We start from the raw sequence: 14,968 nt of genomic DNA on the forward strand, positions 1-14,968 counted from the left end.
AGGCCAGAGTGGACGCATCGTCCGCTGCTTGCGCGGAGCCTTTGCCGGCCGGCTGTTGTCCGTGTTGCGGCGCGATTGGCAGTAAGATGCCGACAGTTTCGCGTCTGCGCTCGCTCAGCGCAAGGGCTCAGCGGAGCCGCAAGCCGGCGCTGCATGCGGGCGCCGGGCGCTGCTCTTTCCCGTTTTCTTTCTCCCTGGCAGTGATGAACAACAGCAATTGCTACCATTGCGGTCAGCCGGTGCCGGCTGGCGTCGATCTTGAAGTAGGCATCGACGGTCAGCCGCGTGCCATGTGCTGTGGCGGCTGCCAGGCGGTGGCGCAGGCGATCGTCGCCAATGGGCTGGCCGACTATTATCATAACCGTGACCAGCTGCCGAATGCGCCACGCGAGGCGCTGCCGGCGCTGGTCGCCGGCCTGCAGGTCTTTGATCACCCGGATTTCCAGAAGAGCTTCGTGCGCGTTCTTCCGGCCGCTGGCGAAGCTGGCCGCGAAGGCGCTGCCGGCGGCAGCGAACGGGAGGCGTCGTTGATTCTCGAAGGGATCACCTGCTCGGCGTGCATCTGGCTCAACGAGCAGCATCTTTCGCGGCTCGCCGGGGTCACCGCGGTGGACATCAACTACGCCACGCGGCGTGCCCGAATTCGCTGGGACGAGCAGCGCATCAAGCTCTCCGCCATTCTGGCGGCGATCGCCGCCATTGGCTATCACGCCCATCCCTACGATCCGGCGAAGAGTGAGGAGCTGGCCGGAAAAGAGCGGCGGCGCGCGCTGTGGCGGCTGTTCGTCGCCGGTTTCGGCATGATGCAGGTGATGATGTACGCCGTGCCACTGTACCTGGCCGGCGATGGCGAAATGACGCCGGACATCGAGTTGCTGCTGCGCTGGGCGAGCCTGCTGCTGACCACGCCGGTGGTCTTCTATTCGGCGGCACCGTTCTTCCGTAATTCCTGGCGCGATCTGCGCCTGCGCCGGGTCGGCATGGATCTCCCGGTTGCCCTCGGCGTTGGCGCAGCTTTTGCGGCCAGCGTCTGGGCCACTCTGACGGCGAGCGGCGAGGTTTACTTCGACTCGGTGACGATGTTCGTCTTTTTCCTGCTCACCGGGCGTTTCCTGGAGATGAGCGCGCGGCAACGCGCGGTCAGCATCACCGAGGCGCTGGCCAAGCTGATGCCGGCCGTGGCCGGCCGCCTTGCCGCTTATCCGCAGAGCCGCGAGGTCGAGCAGGTGATGGTCGCCGACCTGCATCCCGGCGATGTCGTGCTGGTCCGGCCCGGCGAGACGATTCCGGCCGACGGGCGGGTGCTCGAAGGGGCGAGCAGTAGCGACGAGGCCCTGCTCACCGGCGAAAGCGCACCGGTGAGAAAGGAACCAGGGCTGGCGGTGACCGGTGGCGCGGTGAATATCGAGAGCCCTTTGCTGGTCGAGGTGGTGCACGTCGGCGAGGCGACGCGCCTATCGGCGATCATCCGGTTAATGGAGCGGGCGGCGGCCGAGAAGCCGCACATCGTCGAACTGGCCGATCGCATTGCCGGTCGCTTCATCATCAGCCTGCTCGCCCTGGCGGCCGCGGTCGCCGTCGTCTGGTGGACCATCGATCCTGCACAGGCGCTGTGGATCACGGTGTCGGTGCTGGTGGTTACCTGTCCCTGCGCCTTGTCGCTGGCGACGCCGGTGGCCCTGAGCGTGGCCAGCGGAGCGATGGCCCGGGCAGGCCTGCTGGTGACGCGTAGCCACGCCGTCGAAACCCTCGCCCGGGCCAGCCATTTCGTGTTCGACAAGACCGGCACGCTGACCAGTGGGCGTATGCGCCTGCTTGAAGTCGTGCCCTTGAACGAGCAGGTGACGCCGGCGCATTGCCTGGCTCTGGCGGCGGCGCTGGAGCAGGCGTCCGAACACCCGATTGCTGCCGCTTTGCGCGCCGCAAGCAATGGCCAGGTGCTGCCGCTGGTCGACGCGCTGTGCAACGAGCCGGGTCAGGGGATCACGGCCCGGCACGCTGGCCGCCGCGTACGCCTCGGCCAACCCGGCTATGTTCTCACCTTGCACGGCGAGCCGCTGCCGGCGGCGGCCGAGGCCGTGCTGGCCAGCGGTGATACCGTCGTTGCTCTCGGTGACGAGAGCGGCTGGATGGCGCTGTTTCGTGTCGGCGACGAGCCGCGGCCGGAAGCCGCGGCTCTGGTCGCCGCCTTGCAGGGGCAGGGGCGGCAGGTAATTCTGCTGAGTGGCGACGCGGCTCCGGCGGTGTGGCGCGTGGCGCAGGCTCTGGCCATCCATGAGGTGGTGGCGGGTGCGTCGCCGCAGGCGAAGCAGGATTTTGTTCGCCAATTGCAGGACAGTGGAGCGGTGGTGGCAATGATCGGCGATGGCGTCAACGATGCGCCGGTGCTGGCCCAGGCGCAGGTTTCGGTGGCCATGGGCGGCGGCGCGCAGTTGGCGCGCACGCAGGCCGACCTGGTCCTGCTCTCCGAAAATCTGGATCACCTGCGGCGTGGCGTATTTGTCGCACGCCGCTCGCTGGCGGTGATACGGCAGAATCTGTTATGGTCTTTCGCTTACAACGTGGTCGCCCTGCCACTGGCGATGGGCGGTTACATCACTCCGTGGATGGCCGGTATCGGCATGTCGGGAAGTTCGCTGCTGGTGGTGCTCAATTCCATGCGCTTGCGGCAAGTCGGCGGGAGATGAGGGCTGATGGAAACGCTATACCTGCTGATTCCGATCTCGATTGTCCTGGTCTTCCTGATCGGCATCGCCTTCTGGTGGTCGCTGCGCAACGGTCAGTTCGACGACCTCGAGGGCCCGGCCTACCGCGTTTTGATGGACGACGACCGGGTCACAAGTCCACTGGAGAAGGGCGCCGATCCAGCGCCGACCGAAGACCGGCGCGGGCCAAGCTGAGCGAATTCCCGGACCGCCGATCGCCAGCACTCTTGACGCACATCAAAACAAATACCGTTGCGCCTACGATAATTGTCAGCATTGGGTGTCGCCAACACGCTGGCATTGTGCGTTGCGGGATGTGAAAGGCGGTTTCTCGGTTGGGGTTGGGGTGCGTCTCGGCGCACCCTTTTTTTGCCCATTCGACGTCGATGATCGTTTGGCGGCTGTTTGACGGGTGTCAAGTTGCGCCGCAAGAGGTTAAAATAGCATCCGCAAAGCCGGTGTCCATGGGGTGATAGTGGGCATTGCGGTGTACGGGGCGGTGAGAACCGCTTTACAGTCATAAACGAGGTGAGTCCATGTCGGAAACTCAGTCAACATACAACTACAAGGTGGTGCGGCAGTTTGCCGTGATGACCGTCATTTGGGGTATTGTCGGAATGCTGGTCGGGGTGATCATTGCCGCGCAGCTGGTCTGGCCTGACCTTAATCTGGGCTTTCTGCATTTCGGTCGCCTGCGTCCGCTGCACACCAACGCGGTGATCTTTGCGTTTGGCGGCAGCGCACTTTTCGCTACCTCGTATTACGTCGTACAACGCACCTGCCATACGCGAATTTTTTCGGACGGCCTGGCTGCTTTTACTTTCTGGGGCTGGCAGGCGGTGATCGTTCTGGCGGCCATCACGCTGCCGCTGGGGATGACCCAGGGCAAGGAGTATGCCGAGCTTGAATGGCCGATTGATATCCTGATCGCGGTGGTCTGGGTTTCCTATGCTGTCGTGTTCTTCGGCACCATCGCCAAGCGCAAGGTGACCCATATCTACGTCGCCAACTGGTTCTACGGCGGCTTCATCCTCGCCGTTGCGCTGCTGCACATCGTCAATAGCGCCGCTATCCCGGTTTCCCTGACCAAGTCCTACTCGGCCTATGCCGGCGTGCAGGACGCGATGGTGCAGTGGTGGTATGGCCACAACGCGGTGGGTTTCTTCCTGACCGCCGGCTTCCTCGGCATGATGTACTACTTTGTCCCCAAGCAGGCCGGTCGCCCGGTGTACTCCTACCGTCTGTCAGTGGTGCACTTCTGGGCGCTGATCTTCACCTACATGTGGGCCGGCCCGCACCATCTGCACTACACGGCACTTCCGGACTGGACGCAATCGGTGGGTATGGTGTTTTCGTTGATTCTGCTGGCACCCTCCTGGGGAGGCATGATCAATGGCGTGATGACCCTTTCCGGTGCCTGGCACAAACTGCGTGACGATCCGATCCTCAAGTTCCTGATCACCTCGCTGTCCTTCTACGGCATGTCGACTTTCGAGGGTCCGATGATGGCCATCAAGACGGTCAATGCGCTCTCGCACTACACCGACTGGACGGTCGGGCACGTGCACTCCGGTGCGCTTGGCTGGGTGGCGATGATCTCCATCGGCTCGATGTATTACCTGCTGCCGCGCCTCTTCGGCAAGCCGGAAATGTTCAGCGTCAAACTGATCACGGTGCATTTCTGGGTGGCAACGATCGGTGTGGTGCTCTACATCGCTTCGATGTGGATTGCCGGCGTCATGCAGGGGCTGATGTGGCGGGCGGTCAACGCGGACGGTACCCTGACCTACAGCTTTGTTGAATCGGTCAAGGCCTCGTATCCGTTCTGGGCGATCCGCTTCGTCGGGGGCGTTCTCTTCCTTTCCGGCATGCTGATCATGGCCTACAACATGGTCAAGACGATGGCTGGCGGGCGCACGGTGGACGATGCGCTGGTCCTGCAACCAGCTGCCCAGCACGCCTAAGAGAGAGGAATGAAATGAAATTCACGCATGACAGTATTGAACGCAATGTCTGGCTGATGGTGGTGCTGACCATTCTGGTGGTCAGCGTCGGTGGCTTGGTCGAAATCGTGCCGCTCTTCTTTCAGAAGTCGACCACCGAGCCGGTGGCCGGGCTCAAGCCCTACGATCCACTGCGCCTGACCGGGCGTGATGTCTATGTCCGTGAGGGTTGCTTCCTTTGCCACTCGCAGATGATTCGTCCGTTCCGGGCTGAGACCGAGCGCTATGGCCACTATTCGGTCGCCGGTGAGTTTGTCTACGATCATCCCTTCCAGTGGGGATCGAAGCGTACCGGCCCGGACCTGCATCGGGTTGGTGGTCGCTATTCGGACGAGTGGCATCGCGCGCACCTGATCAATCCACGCGACGTGGTTCCCGAGTCGAACATGCCGGCCTTCGCTTTCCTGGAGGGCAATCCTGCCGATGCGGCGCTGATCGAGACCAAGATGCGCCAGTTGCGCAAGGTCGGCGTTCCCTACAGCGACGAGGAGATCGCCGGCGCCAAGGCACAGCTCGAAGGCAAGAGTGAACTCGACGCCATCATCGCCTATCTGCAGGGCATGGGCCTCGAACTGAAGGACGCGAAGTAACTCATGGATATCAATGATCTACGAGCCATCGTCACAGTCGTTTCGCTGCTCACCTTCCTGGGAGTGGTGTGGTGGCCTACGGCGTTAAAAGTAACAAGAAGCGCTTCGAGGAAGCGGCCATGCTGCCGTTCATCGATGAGGAAGCGGATTGGGCCGAGCTCGGCCTGGATCGCAACGGACAAAGGAAAGCATCATGAGCGATTTTGTGAATCAGTTCTGGAACTGGTACGTTATTCTCCTGACGGCGATCAGCATCATTGCCTGTAGCGTCGTGCTCTGGTCGCAAAACATCACACCGGTTAGCGATCAGGCGCATACCACCGGTCATGTCTGGGACGAGACCCTCGAGGAGTACAACAACCCGCTGCCGAAGTGGTGGATGTGGTTGTTCCACATTACCGTGGTCTTCTCGCTGGTTTACTGTGTTCTCTATCCGACGCTCGGCAGTTTCCAGGGCGTACTGGGTTGGTCGTCGAGTGGGCAGTACGAGAAGGAGGTGGCGAAAGCGGATGCCGAAACCAAGCCGCTGTACGACAAGTACCTGGCCATGGATCTGCCGGCCCTGGCCGCCGACAAGGAAGGCGTCGAAACCGGCAAACGCTTGTATCTGACCTACTGCATGCAGTGCCATGGTGCCGACGCACGCGGCGGGAAAGGTTTCCCGAATCTCGCTGACAACGATTGGCAGTGGGGCAGCGATCCGGCCCAGATCGTTGAAACGATCAGTGCTGGTCGGATGGGGGTCATGCCTGCACACGCTCAAGTGGGCGCCGACACGATCAAGGATCTCGCCAACTACGTGCGCTCACTTTCAGGTTTGCCTGCCGATTCTTTGCGCGCCGCCAAGGGCCAGGAAGCTTTCAACAGCGTCGGCTGCTCGGGCTGCCATGGGGCGGATGCAAAAGGAATGGCTGCGCTGGGGGCGCCCAATCTGACCGACAAAGTCTGGTTGTACGGTGGTTCGGAGGCGACTATCATCGAGACCATTGCCAAGGGGCGCACCAACCAGATGCCCGCCTGGCAGGCGTTTCTCGGTGACGCCAAGGTGCATGTCCTGGCCGCCTATGTGATGAGCCTGGGCAAGGGTGGCGAAAGCAAGTAGCACGGGCGTTCAGTCTGAGCGAGAGCGGCCGCTTGGCCGCTCTTTTTTTCTTGCTGCGCGATCCTTTGCCAGCGTCCTCCTGGAAGCGGCAAGCGCAGCGCTGGCAAAGCCAGTTCCTCAAATTCAACTGTCTTCAGGGACCCTCATGAAAAAATCCGCAACCCTTACCACGCTTGCTGCCGTCCTTCTCCTCGCCGGCTGCGCGAGCGACACCGCTGTGATGGGCAGTGGCGCAACGGTCACCGCCAGTGACAAGACGCGCATGACGCACAGCGGTTTCTTGTCCGATTACGCGCGCCTGACGCCAGCCCCGGGAGCTGAGGGAGCCGAATGCTGGCGAGATCCGAAACTCGACGCCAAAAAGTACGACAAGGTGCTGATTTCGCGCATCGTGGTGTCGCTCGTCGCGCCGAAGGACCAGAGCGAGCCGCAGACCATCGATCCAAGTGACCTCAAGACGCTGACCGACTACTTCCACGCTTCGCTGGTCAAGGCCTTGAAGCCGCAGATGCAGGTGGTCGCTCAGGCTGGACCAGGGGTGCTGGTCATGCGCATCGCGCTCACTGACCTGGTACCCACCAAGGTGACCGATAGCGTCGCCGGGACGCTGATTCCCTACGGTTTCGTCGTTGAAGCGGGCTCCGGTGCCGCCACTGGCCGGCCGGCCGGTTCCACCCCCTACATGGGCGAGACGGGCATGGAGATGCAGTTCCGCGATGGCGGGTCGGGCACTATCGTCGCCGAATGCCGCGATACCGAGATCGGACGCAAGTACGCGGCAGACGTCGACGGGAGCGCTGTCGGCGCAGCACAGACCTGGGCCAGCGGCTACCTGAACTCTTTCCAGGCCTGGTCGTACGCCAAGAATGCCTTCGACAAGTGGTCGCTTCTGGTTGCCAAGCGTCTCGGCGAACTGCGTGGCGTCCAGCAGTAAGCGAGCCAAACGGCCGTTGACGAGTCGTCGGCGGCTTGACGAAAAGGCTTGGAACATGTGCTGCTCCCGAATCGCTCCTGTCGCTGATACATATCAAACCCACTTCGGACGCCAATCTGTATATTAGCGTTTGGTGTAATTCTGAAATTGATCGGAGCTAAGATCATGAATGAGGCGGCCAGCAGACAGGCCAAGGCAATTCCCATCAACGTCGAAGGTTTGTACGAGAAGCACAAAACGGTGTATGCCCGTACCGTGACGGGGCTGTTCAACAACTGGCGCTGGGTGATGGTGTTTTTTACCCAGGCCTTGTTCTACGGTTTGTGCTGGTTCGAATGGAACGGCCGCCAGGCGGTACTTTTCCATATCATCGAACGCAAGTTTTACATTTTCGGCATGGTCTTCTGGCCGCAGGATGTCATCTATCTGGCGATCCTGCTGGTGATTTCGGCCTACGGACTGTTCCTGGTCACCGCCGTGGGGGGGGCGCCTGTTCTGCGGCTACGCCTGCCCGCAGACCGTGTACACCGAAATACTGATGTGGATCGAACGCAAGATCGAGGGCGAACGTCCGGCGCGAATGAAGCTCGACGCGCAGCCGATGAATGCGCGCAAGTTCCGGCTCAAGTTCGTCAAGCATGCGCTGTGGCTGTTGGTTGCGCTATGGACGGGGATTACCTTCGTCGGATATTTCACGCCGATCAAGGAGTTGCTCGCCGAATTGGTGTCGTTCCGGATCGGGCCATGGGAGGCCTTTTGGGTTTTCTTCTATGCCTTTTTCCTGTACATGATGGCCGGTTTTCTCCGCGAGCAGGTTTGCAAGTACATGTGCCCGTACGCACGCTTCCAGGGCGTGATGTTTGACTCCGACACCCTGATCATTACTTACGACCCTGAGCGCGGCGAGCCACGCGGGCTGCGCAAGAAGAAAGGGGCTGCCGATGCGCCGCCACTGGGTGACTGTGTGGACTGCAGCATCTGCGTTCAGGTTTGCCCAACCGGTATCGATATTCGCAATGGTCTACAGCTCGAGTGCATTGCCTGTGCGGCCTGTATCGATGCCTGCGATCAGGTGATGGACAAAGTCGGTTCGCCACGCGGTCTGATTCGCTATTCGACCGAGAACGCCCTGGCCAAACACTACACGGCGCGGGAGATCATCGGGCACCTGTGGCGTTTCAGAACGCTGCTCTATAGCGGCATCCTGTTGGCCATCATCCTCGCTGCCGTGTGGAGCCTCAGCCAGCGCGTGCCGCTGAAGCTGGACGTGCTGCGTGATCGTTCGAGCCTGTCACGCGAGGCCACCGACGGGCGTATCGAGAACGTGTTCACGCTGCGTATTTCGAATACCGCCGAAGTGCCGCACCGCTATGCGATCACGGTCAGCGGCATGGACGGTATCGATATCGTTGGCGAGCGCCTTGTTGATCTTCCGGCCGCTTCGTCGCAGACCGTTTCCCTCTCGGCACGGGTCGAGCCAGGGGCTGGGAAAAAGGGCTCCAATGAAATCTTCTTCGAGGTTCGTTCCGAGAGCGACGACAAGCTCTCGGTTCGCGAAAAAGCAAGCTTTTTCATGCCATGAAGAGTAGGCGCGCGACCGATAGCGGCCCATGGTACCGCGAGCCCTGGCCCTGGCTGATCATGCTCGGGCCGGCGGTGGTCATTGTCGCTGGTGTGGCGACCGCCTATCTGGCAGTGATCAGCAATGATGGCCTGGTAGCCGACGATTACTACAAGCAGGGACTGGCGATCAATCAACGCAGCGAGCGTCACCTGCGTGCGGCCGAGTTGGGACTCGAAGCGGAGCTGATTCTCGGCGGGGATCGCGATCGCATTCGCGTTCTGCTGCGCGCCAAGGAGGGGACGCCATTGCCGGCCACGCTCAGCTTGCGCATTACGCACCCGACGCGGCCGGGTTTCGATCAGAGCGTTTCAATGCGCTCCGAAGGGGGTGGCGTCTATGGCGCCAAGCTGCTGCCGATCCATGGTCGCTGGCATCTTGTCCTTGAAGATGAACAGCAGGAGTGGCTGTTGGCGGGTGACTGGGAGAGTGACAAACAGCCTGCGCTGCGGCTGATACCCTCGGCCCGAGTACTGCCTGCTGACGAAAAAATTTCAGTTGATAAAGAAAGGTAAGGAATGGCTTGGGATCTGTTGTTTTCGAGTGATTACGGTCTGTTCAGCGTTTTCGTGATTGTCTTCCTCCTCGGCATGTCGGTCTGGTTCCCGTATTACTTCCACAAGAAAATGCGTCAGGGCGAACAGCGGAACAAGACTTAGGCCGCAACGCCTGATCGCCATTTTCGGCGGGCGGCGAGCGTAGGCGCCGACGGCGCTGGCGGCGGCAAGGACGCGCGCGCCACTGCCGCCGGTGCTCATCGGCGCGTGTGCGGGCTCAGGCGTGTGCCGCCGCTGGCCGCAACTCTTCTTCGTGGAGCACGAATTGGCCTGCCTTACGGTCGGCAAAATAGGCCCGCAAGCAGAGCGTGACGCTCTGGAAAGCGAGTTCCTGCCACGGGATCTCTGTTTCGGCGAAGAGCGCTGTTTCCAGGGTTTCCAATCCGGCTGCGAAGCCGGTATCGAGCAGGCGGGCACGGTAGAAGAGGTGCACCTGGTTGATGTGCGGGATGTTGACCAGCGAGAACAGTTCGCCAAGCTCGACGCGTGCGCAGGCTTCTTCGAGTGTTTCGCGCAGCGCGCCCTGGCGGGTCGTTTCACCGTTCTCCATGAAGCCGGCAGGTAGCGTCCACAAGCCGTAGCGTGGGGCGATCGAACGCCGGCACAGGAGGATTTGTTCCTGCCATTCGGCGATACAACCGATCACCAGCTTCGGATTTTGGTAATGGATCGTGCCGCAGCTTTCGCATACGTGCCGGGGGAGGTTGTCGCCCTCCGGAATCGACAGGCTGACCGCTTCGCCGCATTGGCTGCAGAAATACATTTCTCGGAGTCCCCGCTGCGTTCGATGACGCCGCAAGTTTATATGATTCGGGCCGGCAGGGCATCGCCTGTGGCGATGGCTCTGGCCTCTGCCGCAGGGCAAGTGGCGGTCGCGGGTCGCGTGCTGGGGAGGCGGCCCGGCAAGCGGGGCTCGAAAGAGCACAATCTTTTGCCGAAGAGGCGCTGCCTTGCCGTTTGGCCTGTGCCTGCAGTGTGCCATCTGGCTATACAATGCGCGACAATGCTGTGTTAAGTCAGCGACACGCGCCTTGGGCGCGATGACAAGGGGGGGCGGATGTTTCTGATTGTTGGCTACGTAATCATTCTGGTGGCAGCACTGGGCACCTACGCGGTTCACGGCAGCCTGGCGGCGCTGTGGGTGCCGATGGAATACATTGCCATCGTTGGTTTGACCATTGGTGGCTTCGTCGCCAGTAACGAATTGAAAATCATCAAGTCGACGATTGCTGCCTTGCCGGGAATCTTCAAGGGCTCGAAGTTCACCAAGGCGCTGTACGTCGACCTGCTGGCGATGCTCTTCGAGGTCTTGGCAAAGGTGCGCAAGGAAGGGCTGATGTCGATCGAGAACGACGTCGAGAACCCGCACGACAGCCCGATATTCAGCAAGTACCCGGTGCTTGCCAACGATCATCACGTGATGGAGTTCATTACCGACTATTTGCGCATGATGGTCGGCGGCAACCTCAACGCCATCGAGATCGAGAATTTGATGGATATCGAAATCGACACCCACCATCACGAGGCCGAGACGCCGGCACATGTCGTCTCCAAGATTGCCGACGCGGTACCGGCCTTCGGTATCATCGTTGCCGTGATGGGCGTGGTGAACGTCATGGGCTCGGTCGGCGAGCCGCCGGCGGTGCTGGGAAAAATGATCGGTGGTGCGCTGGTCGGCACCTTCCTCGGTATTCTCATCGCTTACGGCTTCGTCTCGCCGGTGGCCAGCCTGCTCGAACAGAAGGCCCAGGACGGCGCGAAGATCTATCAGGTGATCAAGGTCGTCCTGCTGGCGTCGATGTCCGGCTATGCGCCACAGGTGGCCGTCGAATTCGGTCGCAAGACCCTGGCCTCCGGGGTGCGTCCGACGTTTGGCGAACTCGAAGACGAACTCAAGAATCGCAAAGGCAAATAGGCGATGCGGATGCGACTCAGGGGAGGCGCTGAATGAGCGAAGACGTACGCCCAATCGTCATCAAGCGTATCAAGAAGGTGGCAGCGGCGCACCACGGGGGCGCCTGGAAGATTGCCTACGCGACTTCGTGACGGCGATGATGGCTTTCTTTCTGCTGATGTGGCTGCTCGGCTCGACGGCCAGCGGTGATCTGCAGGGGATCGCCGACTATTTCCAGAACCCGCTGAAGATTGCTTCGCAGGGAGGGTCGGGCACCGGCGACAGTTCGAGTGTCCTCAAGGGTGGTGGCAAGGACCTGACGCGCACCGCCGGGCAGGTCAAGAGAGGCGATATCGAGGCTCAGAGCAAGACCATCAACCTCAAGGAGACCAACGCCGAGCATGCGCGCAAGGTCTTCGAAGAGCGCGAGACGCTGATGCTGGGGGAACTCAAGCAGAATATCGAAAAGCTGATTGAAAGCAATCCGGCGCTCAGGCAGTTCAAGAACCAGTTGTTGATCGATATTACCAGCGAAGGTTTGCGCATCCAGATCGTCGACGAGCAGAATCGCCCGATGTTCGATACCAGTAGCGCCGACCTGAAGAGCTATACGCGTACCATTCTGCATGAAATTGGCAAGGCGCTGAATGCCGTGCCGAACAAGCTGAGTCTGTCGGGGCATACCGACGCCGCTCAGTTCGGTGGCGGTGCCAAGGGTTTCTCGAACTGGGAGTTGTCGGCCAATCGCGCCAACGCTTCGCGGCGCGAGCTGATTGCCGGTGGCATGGATGAGCACAAGGTGTTGCGCGTCGTCGGCCTGTCGTCCACCGTACTCTTCGACAAGAACGATCCGCTCAGCTCGATCAATCGCCGGATCAGTATCATCGTTCTCAATCGACGTGCGGAAGAGGCCTTGTTACAGGAAGACGGCAAGGCGGATGCAGTCGAGGTTAGCGGCCAGGGAATCAATGCCGACGCCATCGCCTCACCGCCAGGGAGCGGCCGCTAGGGCTGAACTGTGCCGTGCGCGGTGTGATGGCAGTTGCTGTTTGCTCAAGCGCAACGCCGGCCGGGGGCGCGCTCGGGCAATCCTGATCAGTCGTGCGGCACGGTTTCGGCGAAGGCGGAGCGTGTCATCAGTTTGCCGTAGAGGCGGGCAAGGTTGGCGTGCTGTTCCTGCCAGTGGATCTCGGGGAAACGCAGGATCAGATAGCCAAGCGCGCAGCCCACGGCGACGTCGGCGAGCGAAAAATGCATGCCCATGCAGAAGCTTTTGTCACCCAGTTCTTCGGCCATGAACTCCAGGCTGCGGCCGATCTTGTCTTCCTGGCGCTTGATCCAGTCAGCAGCTTGCTGAGCGGGCGGGCGCTTTTTTTTCGAGGAAGGTCAGCGCGGCCGCATCACAGACGCCGTCAGCCAGCGCCTCCCAGCGCTTGACTTCAATGCGCTCACGATTCTGGTTGGGCATCAGTTTGTTGTTCGGAGCGACATTGTCCAGGTACTCGACAATCACTCGTGAGTCGAATAGGGTGGTGCTGTCATCCAGGACGAGGACCGGTATCTTTCCCAGCGGATTGACGTTGGCCACCTGCGTTGCCGGAGTCCATGGCGAATCCAACTCAAACTCATAGTCGATTTTCTTTTCTGCCAGAACGACGCGTGCCTTGCGGACGTAGGGGCTGGTCAGCGATCCGATGAGCTTCATTTGTTTCCCGACAGTAAATATTTGCGCACAATTATACCATTGCAGCGGTATCTCAATTACGAGCGCATGCCGCGGACGGGTAAAATAGCGGGCTACCCTGCACACGCCTCAAGGACGCCCGCCATGCCCGATTCCGCACTTGTTTCCCTTTCCCCGCTGGATGGCCGTTACGCGGGCAGGCTTGACCCGCTGCGCCCCCAGTTTTCCGAATACGGACTCATCGGCCGTCGTTTGCAGGTCGAAATCGAGTGGCTGAAGGCTCTGGCTGCCGAGCCGCATTTCGCCGAAATACCGGCCTTTTCTGCGCCAACGCTGGCCGAGCTTGATGCCCTGGTGAGTGACTTCGGTGTCCAGCAGGCCGGCGAGGTGAAAGCGATCGAGGCGGTCACCAACCATGATGTCAAGGCGCTCGAGTACTGGATCAAGCAGCGCTTGGCAGGCAATGCAGAAGTGATGGCCGTCGCCGAGTTCATCCATTTCGCGTGCACCTCGGAGGACATCAACAACCTGGCGCACGCCCTGATGCTGCAGACGGCTCGCGACGAAACGATGTTGCCGATGCTGGACCGCGTGCTGGCGCGCCTTCGCGATCTGGCGCACGAATTTGCCGAACTGCCGATGATGTCGCGAACGCACGGCCAGCCGGCGACGCCGACGACGCTCGGCAAGGAAATGGCCAACGTCACCCATCGCCTGAGCCGCGCACGCGCCGGCATCGCCCGGGTAGCGCTGCTCGGCAAGATCAATGGCGCAGTGGGCAACTACAATGCCCATCTCGCCGCTTACCCGGATTTTGACTGGGAGAGTCTGGCGCGTCGCTTCGTCGAATCGCTGGGCCTGGAGTTCAATCCCTATACCATTCAGATCGAGCCTCACGACGCCATGGCGGAACTGTTTGACGCCTTTGCCCGCACCAACCTGATTCTGGTCGACCTGAACCGTGACCTGTGGGGTTATATCTCGCTCGGTTTCTTCAGGCAGAAGCTCAAGGCTGGCGAGATCGGCTCGTCGACGATGCCGCACAAGGTCAATCCGATCGATTTCGAGAACTCGGAAGGAAACCTCGGCTTGGCCAATGCCTTGCTGCGTCACCTTGCCGAGAAGTTGCCGATCTCGCGCTGGCAGCGTGACTTGACCGATTCGACGGTGTTGCGCAATATGGGGGTGGCCTTGGGATATACCTTGCTCGCTTACGACTCGCTGCTGCGTGGCTTGAACAAGCTCGAGGCCGATGCAGAGCGCCTGCATGCAGATCTCGACGCCAACTGGGAACTGCTCGCCGAGCCAGTGCAGACGGTGATGCGGCGCTATGCGGTGGCCAATCCGTACGAGAAACTCAAGGAACTGACTCGTGGCAAACGGGTTTCACGGCAGGCGATGCAGGATTTCGTCTCGACGCTGGAGATTCCAGCGGCAGCCAAGGCCGAACTGCTGACGCTGACGCCTTGGGACTATACCGGCAAGGCCGCTGAACTGGCGAGGAGGATTTGATGGGCAGCGCTGCTCCCCTGCGTCCCGATGGCCCCGATACCGATGCGACGCCTGTGTCGAAGAGCGACGGCGAGGTGCTCGAGCCGATCGTTTGCGGCAGCTGCCAGCGGATGCTGCCCGGCGACGCCCGCTACTGCCCCACCTGCTGCGGCGAGGACGGTCGGCGCGGTGCGCTGCAAGGCGCCATCTTTCTTGGTGCCGTACTTGGTGTCCTCGCCGGCGGTCTGATCGCCGCCGTCTGGTCTTCTGCCGTTGGTGTAGAGCAAACCCGCTGGAGCGATGTCCTGGCGACGCTTGCGACCTGCATCACCATCGGCGTGGCGATCGGCATTTTTCGCACGCTTCGCACGCGCCGGAAGGGCTGAC

General features: G+C 61.1%; 14 protein-coding genes and 3 pseudogenes. 14 read left to right on the top strand and 3 right to left on the bottom strand.

From position 1 onward, the window contains the following. The first annotated feature begins 203 nt into the window (after positions 1–203). The 7 genes from E4Q23_RS06740 (at position 204) to E4Q23_RS06770 (ending at position 7,334) form a co-directional block, all read left to right on the top strand. The gene (locus E4Q23_RS06740) at positions 204–2,687 is read left to right on the top strand and encodes a heavy metal translocating P-type ATPase (RefSeq protein ID WP_169065924.1); all 2,484 of its coding nucleotides are present in this window, start codon (positions 204–206) and stop codon (positions 2,685–2,687) included. A 6-nt stretch (positions 2,688–2,693) separates the two neighbouring features. After that, positions 2,694–2,900, top strand: coding sequence for a cbb3-type cytochrome oxidase assembly protein CcoS (ccoS, locus tag E4Q23_RS06745; RefSeq protein ID WP_169065925.1), 207 nt, complete (start codon positions 2,694–2,696; stop codon positions 2,898–2,900). A gap of 341 nt (positions 2,901–3,241) precedes the next feature. Beyond that, on the top strand, positions 3,242–4,669 hold the full coding sequence (gene ccoN, locus E4Q23_RS06750; RefSeq protein WP_169065926.1) for a cytochrome-c oxidase, cbb3-type subunit I: 1,428 nt from the start codon (positions 3,242–3,244) through the stop codon (positions 4,667–4,669). 14 nt (positions 4,670–4,683) lie between these two features. Next, entirely contained in the window at positions 4,684–5,298 is a 615-nt protein-coding gene (ccoO, locus tag E4Q23_RS06755) for a cytochrome-c oxidase, cbb3-type subunit II (RefSeq protein WP_169065927.1), read from the top strand. A gap of 68 nt (positions 5,299–5,366) precedes the next feature. Next, entirely contained in the window at positions 5,367–5,495 is a 129-nt protein-coding gene (locus E4Q23_RS24510; RefSeq protein ID WP_272873644.1) for a hypothetical protein, read from the top strand. After that, positions 5,492–6,400 (top strand): cytochrome-c oxidase, cbb3-type subunit III, encoded by a 909-nt coding sequence (gene ccoP, locus E4Q23_RS06765; RefSeq protein ID WP_169065928.1) that lies wholly within the window; start codon positions 5,492–5,494, stop codon positions 6,398–6,400. Before E4Q23_RS24510 ends, ccoP begins: the two co-directional genes overlap by 4 nt. Positions 6,401–6,545: 145 nt before the next feature. Further along, complete coding sequence (locus E4Q23_RS06770; RefSeq protein WP_169065929.1) at positions 6,546–7,334, top strand: DUF3313 domain-containing protein; 789 nt, start codon at positions 6,546–6,548, stop codon at positions 7,332–7,334. A 123-nt stretch (positions 7,335–7,457) separates the two neighbouring features. Here E4Q23_RS06770 and E4Q23_RS25120 read toward each other — a convergent pair whose 3' ends face one another. Further along, positions 7,458–7,700, bottom strand: a complete 243-nt coding sequence (locus E4Q23_RS25120) for a hypothetical protein (protein WP_423753315.1) — start codon at positions 7,698–7,700, stop codon at positions 7,458–7,460. On the opposite strand from E4Q23_RS25120, the pseudogene ccoG reads away from it, so the two are divergent. The 3 genes and pseudogenes from ccoG to E4Q23_RS06785 all read left to right on the top strand — a co-directional run bounded on the left by ccoG (position 7,590) and on the right by E4Q23_RS06785 (position 9,614). Further along, positions 7,590–8,916, top strand: a pseudogene (gene ccoG, locus E4Q23_RS06775) (cytochrome c oxidase accessory protein CcoG). The gene E4Q23_RS25120 and the pseudogene ccoG overlap by 111 nt on opposite strands. Next, entirely contained in the window at positions 8,913–9,470 is a 558-nt protein-coding gene (locus E4Q23_RS06780; protein WP_169065930.1) for a FixH family protein, read from the top strand. Before ccoG ends, E4Q23_RS06780 begins: the two are co-directional and overlap by 4 nt. Positions 9,471–9,473: 3 nt before the next feature. Beyond that, positions 9,474–9,614, top strand: a complete 141-nt coding sequence (locus E4Q23_RS06785) for a DUF3149 domain-containing protein (RefSeq protein ID WP_169065931.1) — start codon at positions 9,474–9,476, stop codon at positions 9,612–9,614. A gap of 115 nt (positions 9,615–9,729) precedes the next feature. Here E4Q23_RS06785 and E4Q23_RS06790 read toward each other — a convergent pair whose 3' ends face one another. Next, positions 9,730–10,275 carry an NUDIX hydrolase gene (locus tag E4Q23_RS06790; RefSeq protein WP_169065932.1) on the bottom strand — a complete coding sequence of 182 codons (546 nt, stop codon included), beginning with the start codon at positions 10,273–10,275 and terminating at the stop codon, positions 9,730–9,732. 294 nt (positions 10,276–10,569) lie between these two features. Here E4Q23_RS06790 and motA point away from each other — a divergent pair, with 294 nt between their 5' ends. Both motA and motB read left to right on the top strand, forming a co-directional pair. Continuing rightward, positions 10,570–11,427, top strand: coding sequence for a flagellar motor stator protein MotA (gene motA, locus E4Q23_RS06795; protein WP_169065933.1), 858 nt, complete (start codon positions 10,570–10,572; stop codon positions 11,425–11,427). 32 nt (positions 11,428–11,459) lie between these two features. Continuing rightward, positions 11,460–12,415 (top strand): annotated as a pseudogene (gene motB / locus E4Q23_RS06800) (flagellar motor protein MotB). Between the two features lie 86 nt (positions 12,416–12,501). Here the strand turns inward: motB and E4Q23_RS06805 are convergent. Beyond that, positions 12,502–13,111 (bottom strand): annotated as a pseudogene (locus E4Q23_RS06805) (glutathione S-transferase). A 123-nt stretch (positions 13,112–13,234) separates the two neighbouring features. Here E4Q23_RS06805 and purB point away from each other — a divergent pair. Next, on the top strand, positions 13,235–14,602 hold the full coding sequence (gene purB, locus E4Q23_RS06810; RefSeq protein ID WP_169065934.1) for an adenylosuccinate lyase: 1,368 nt from the start codon (positions 13,235–13,237) through the stop codon (positions 14,600–14,602). Beyond that, positions 14,602–14,967, top strand: coding sequence for a zinc ribbon domain-containing protein (locus tag E4Q23_RS06815; protein WP_169065935.1), 366 nt, complete (start codon positions 14,602–14,604; stop codon positions 14,965–14,967). Before purB ends, E4Q23_RS06815 begins: the two co-directional genes overlap by 1 nt. Position 14,968 lies beyond the last annotated feature (1 nt).

This window comes from Candidatus Accumulibacter phosphatis, assembly GCF_012939955.1.
GTDB classification, from domain to species: Bacteria; Pseudomonadota; Gammaproteobacteria; order Burkholderiales; family Rhodocyclaceae; genus Accumulibacter; species Accumulibacter delftensis.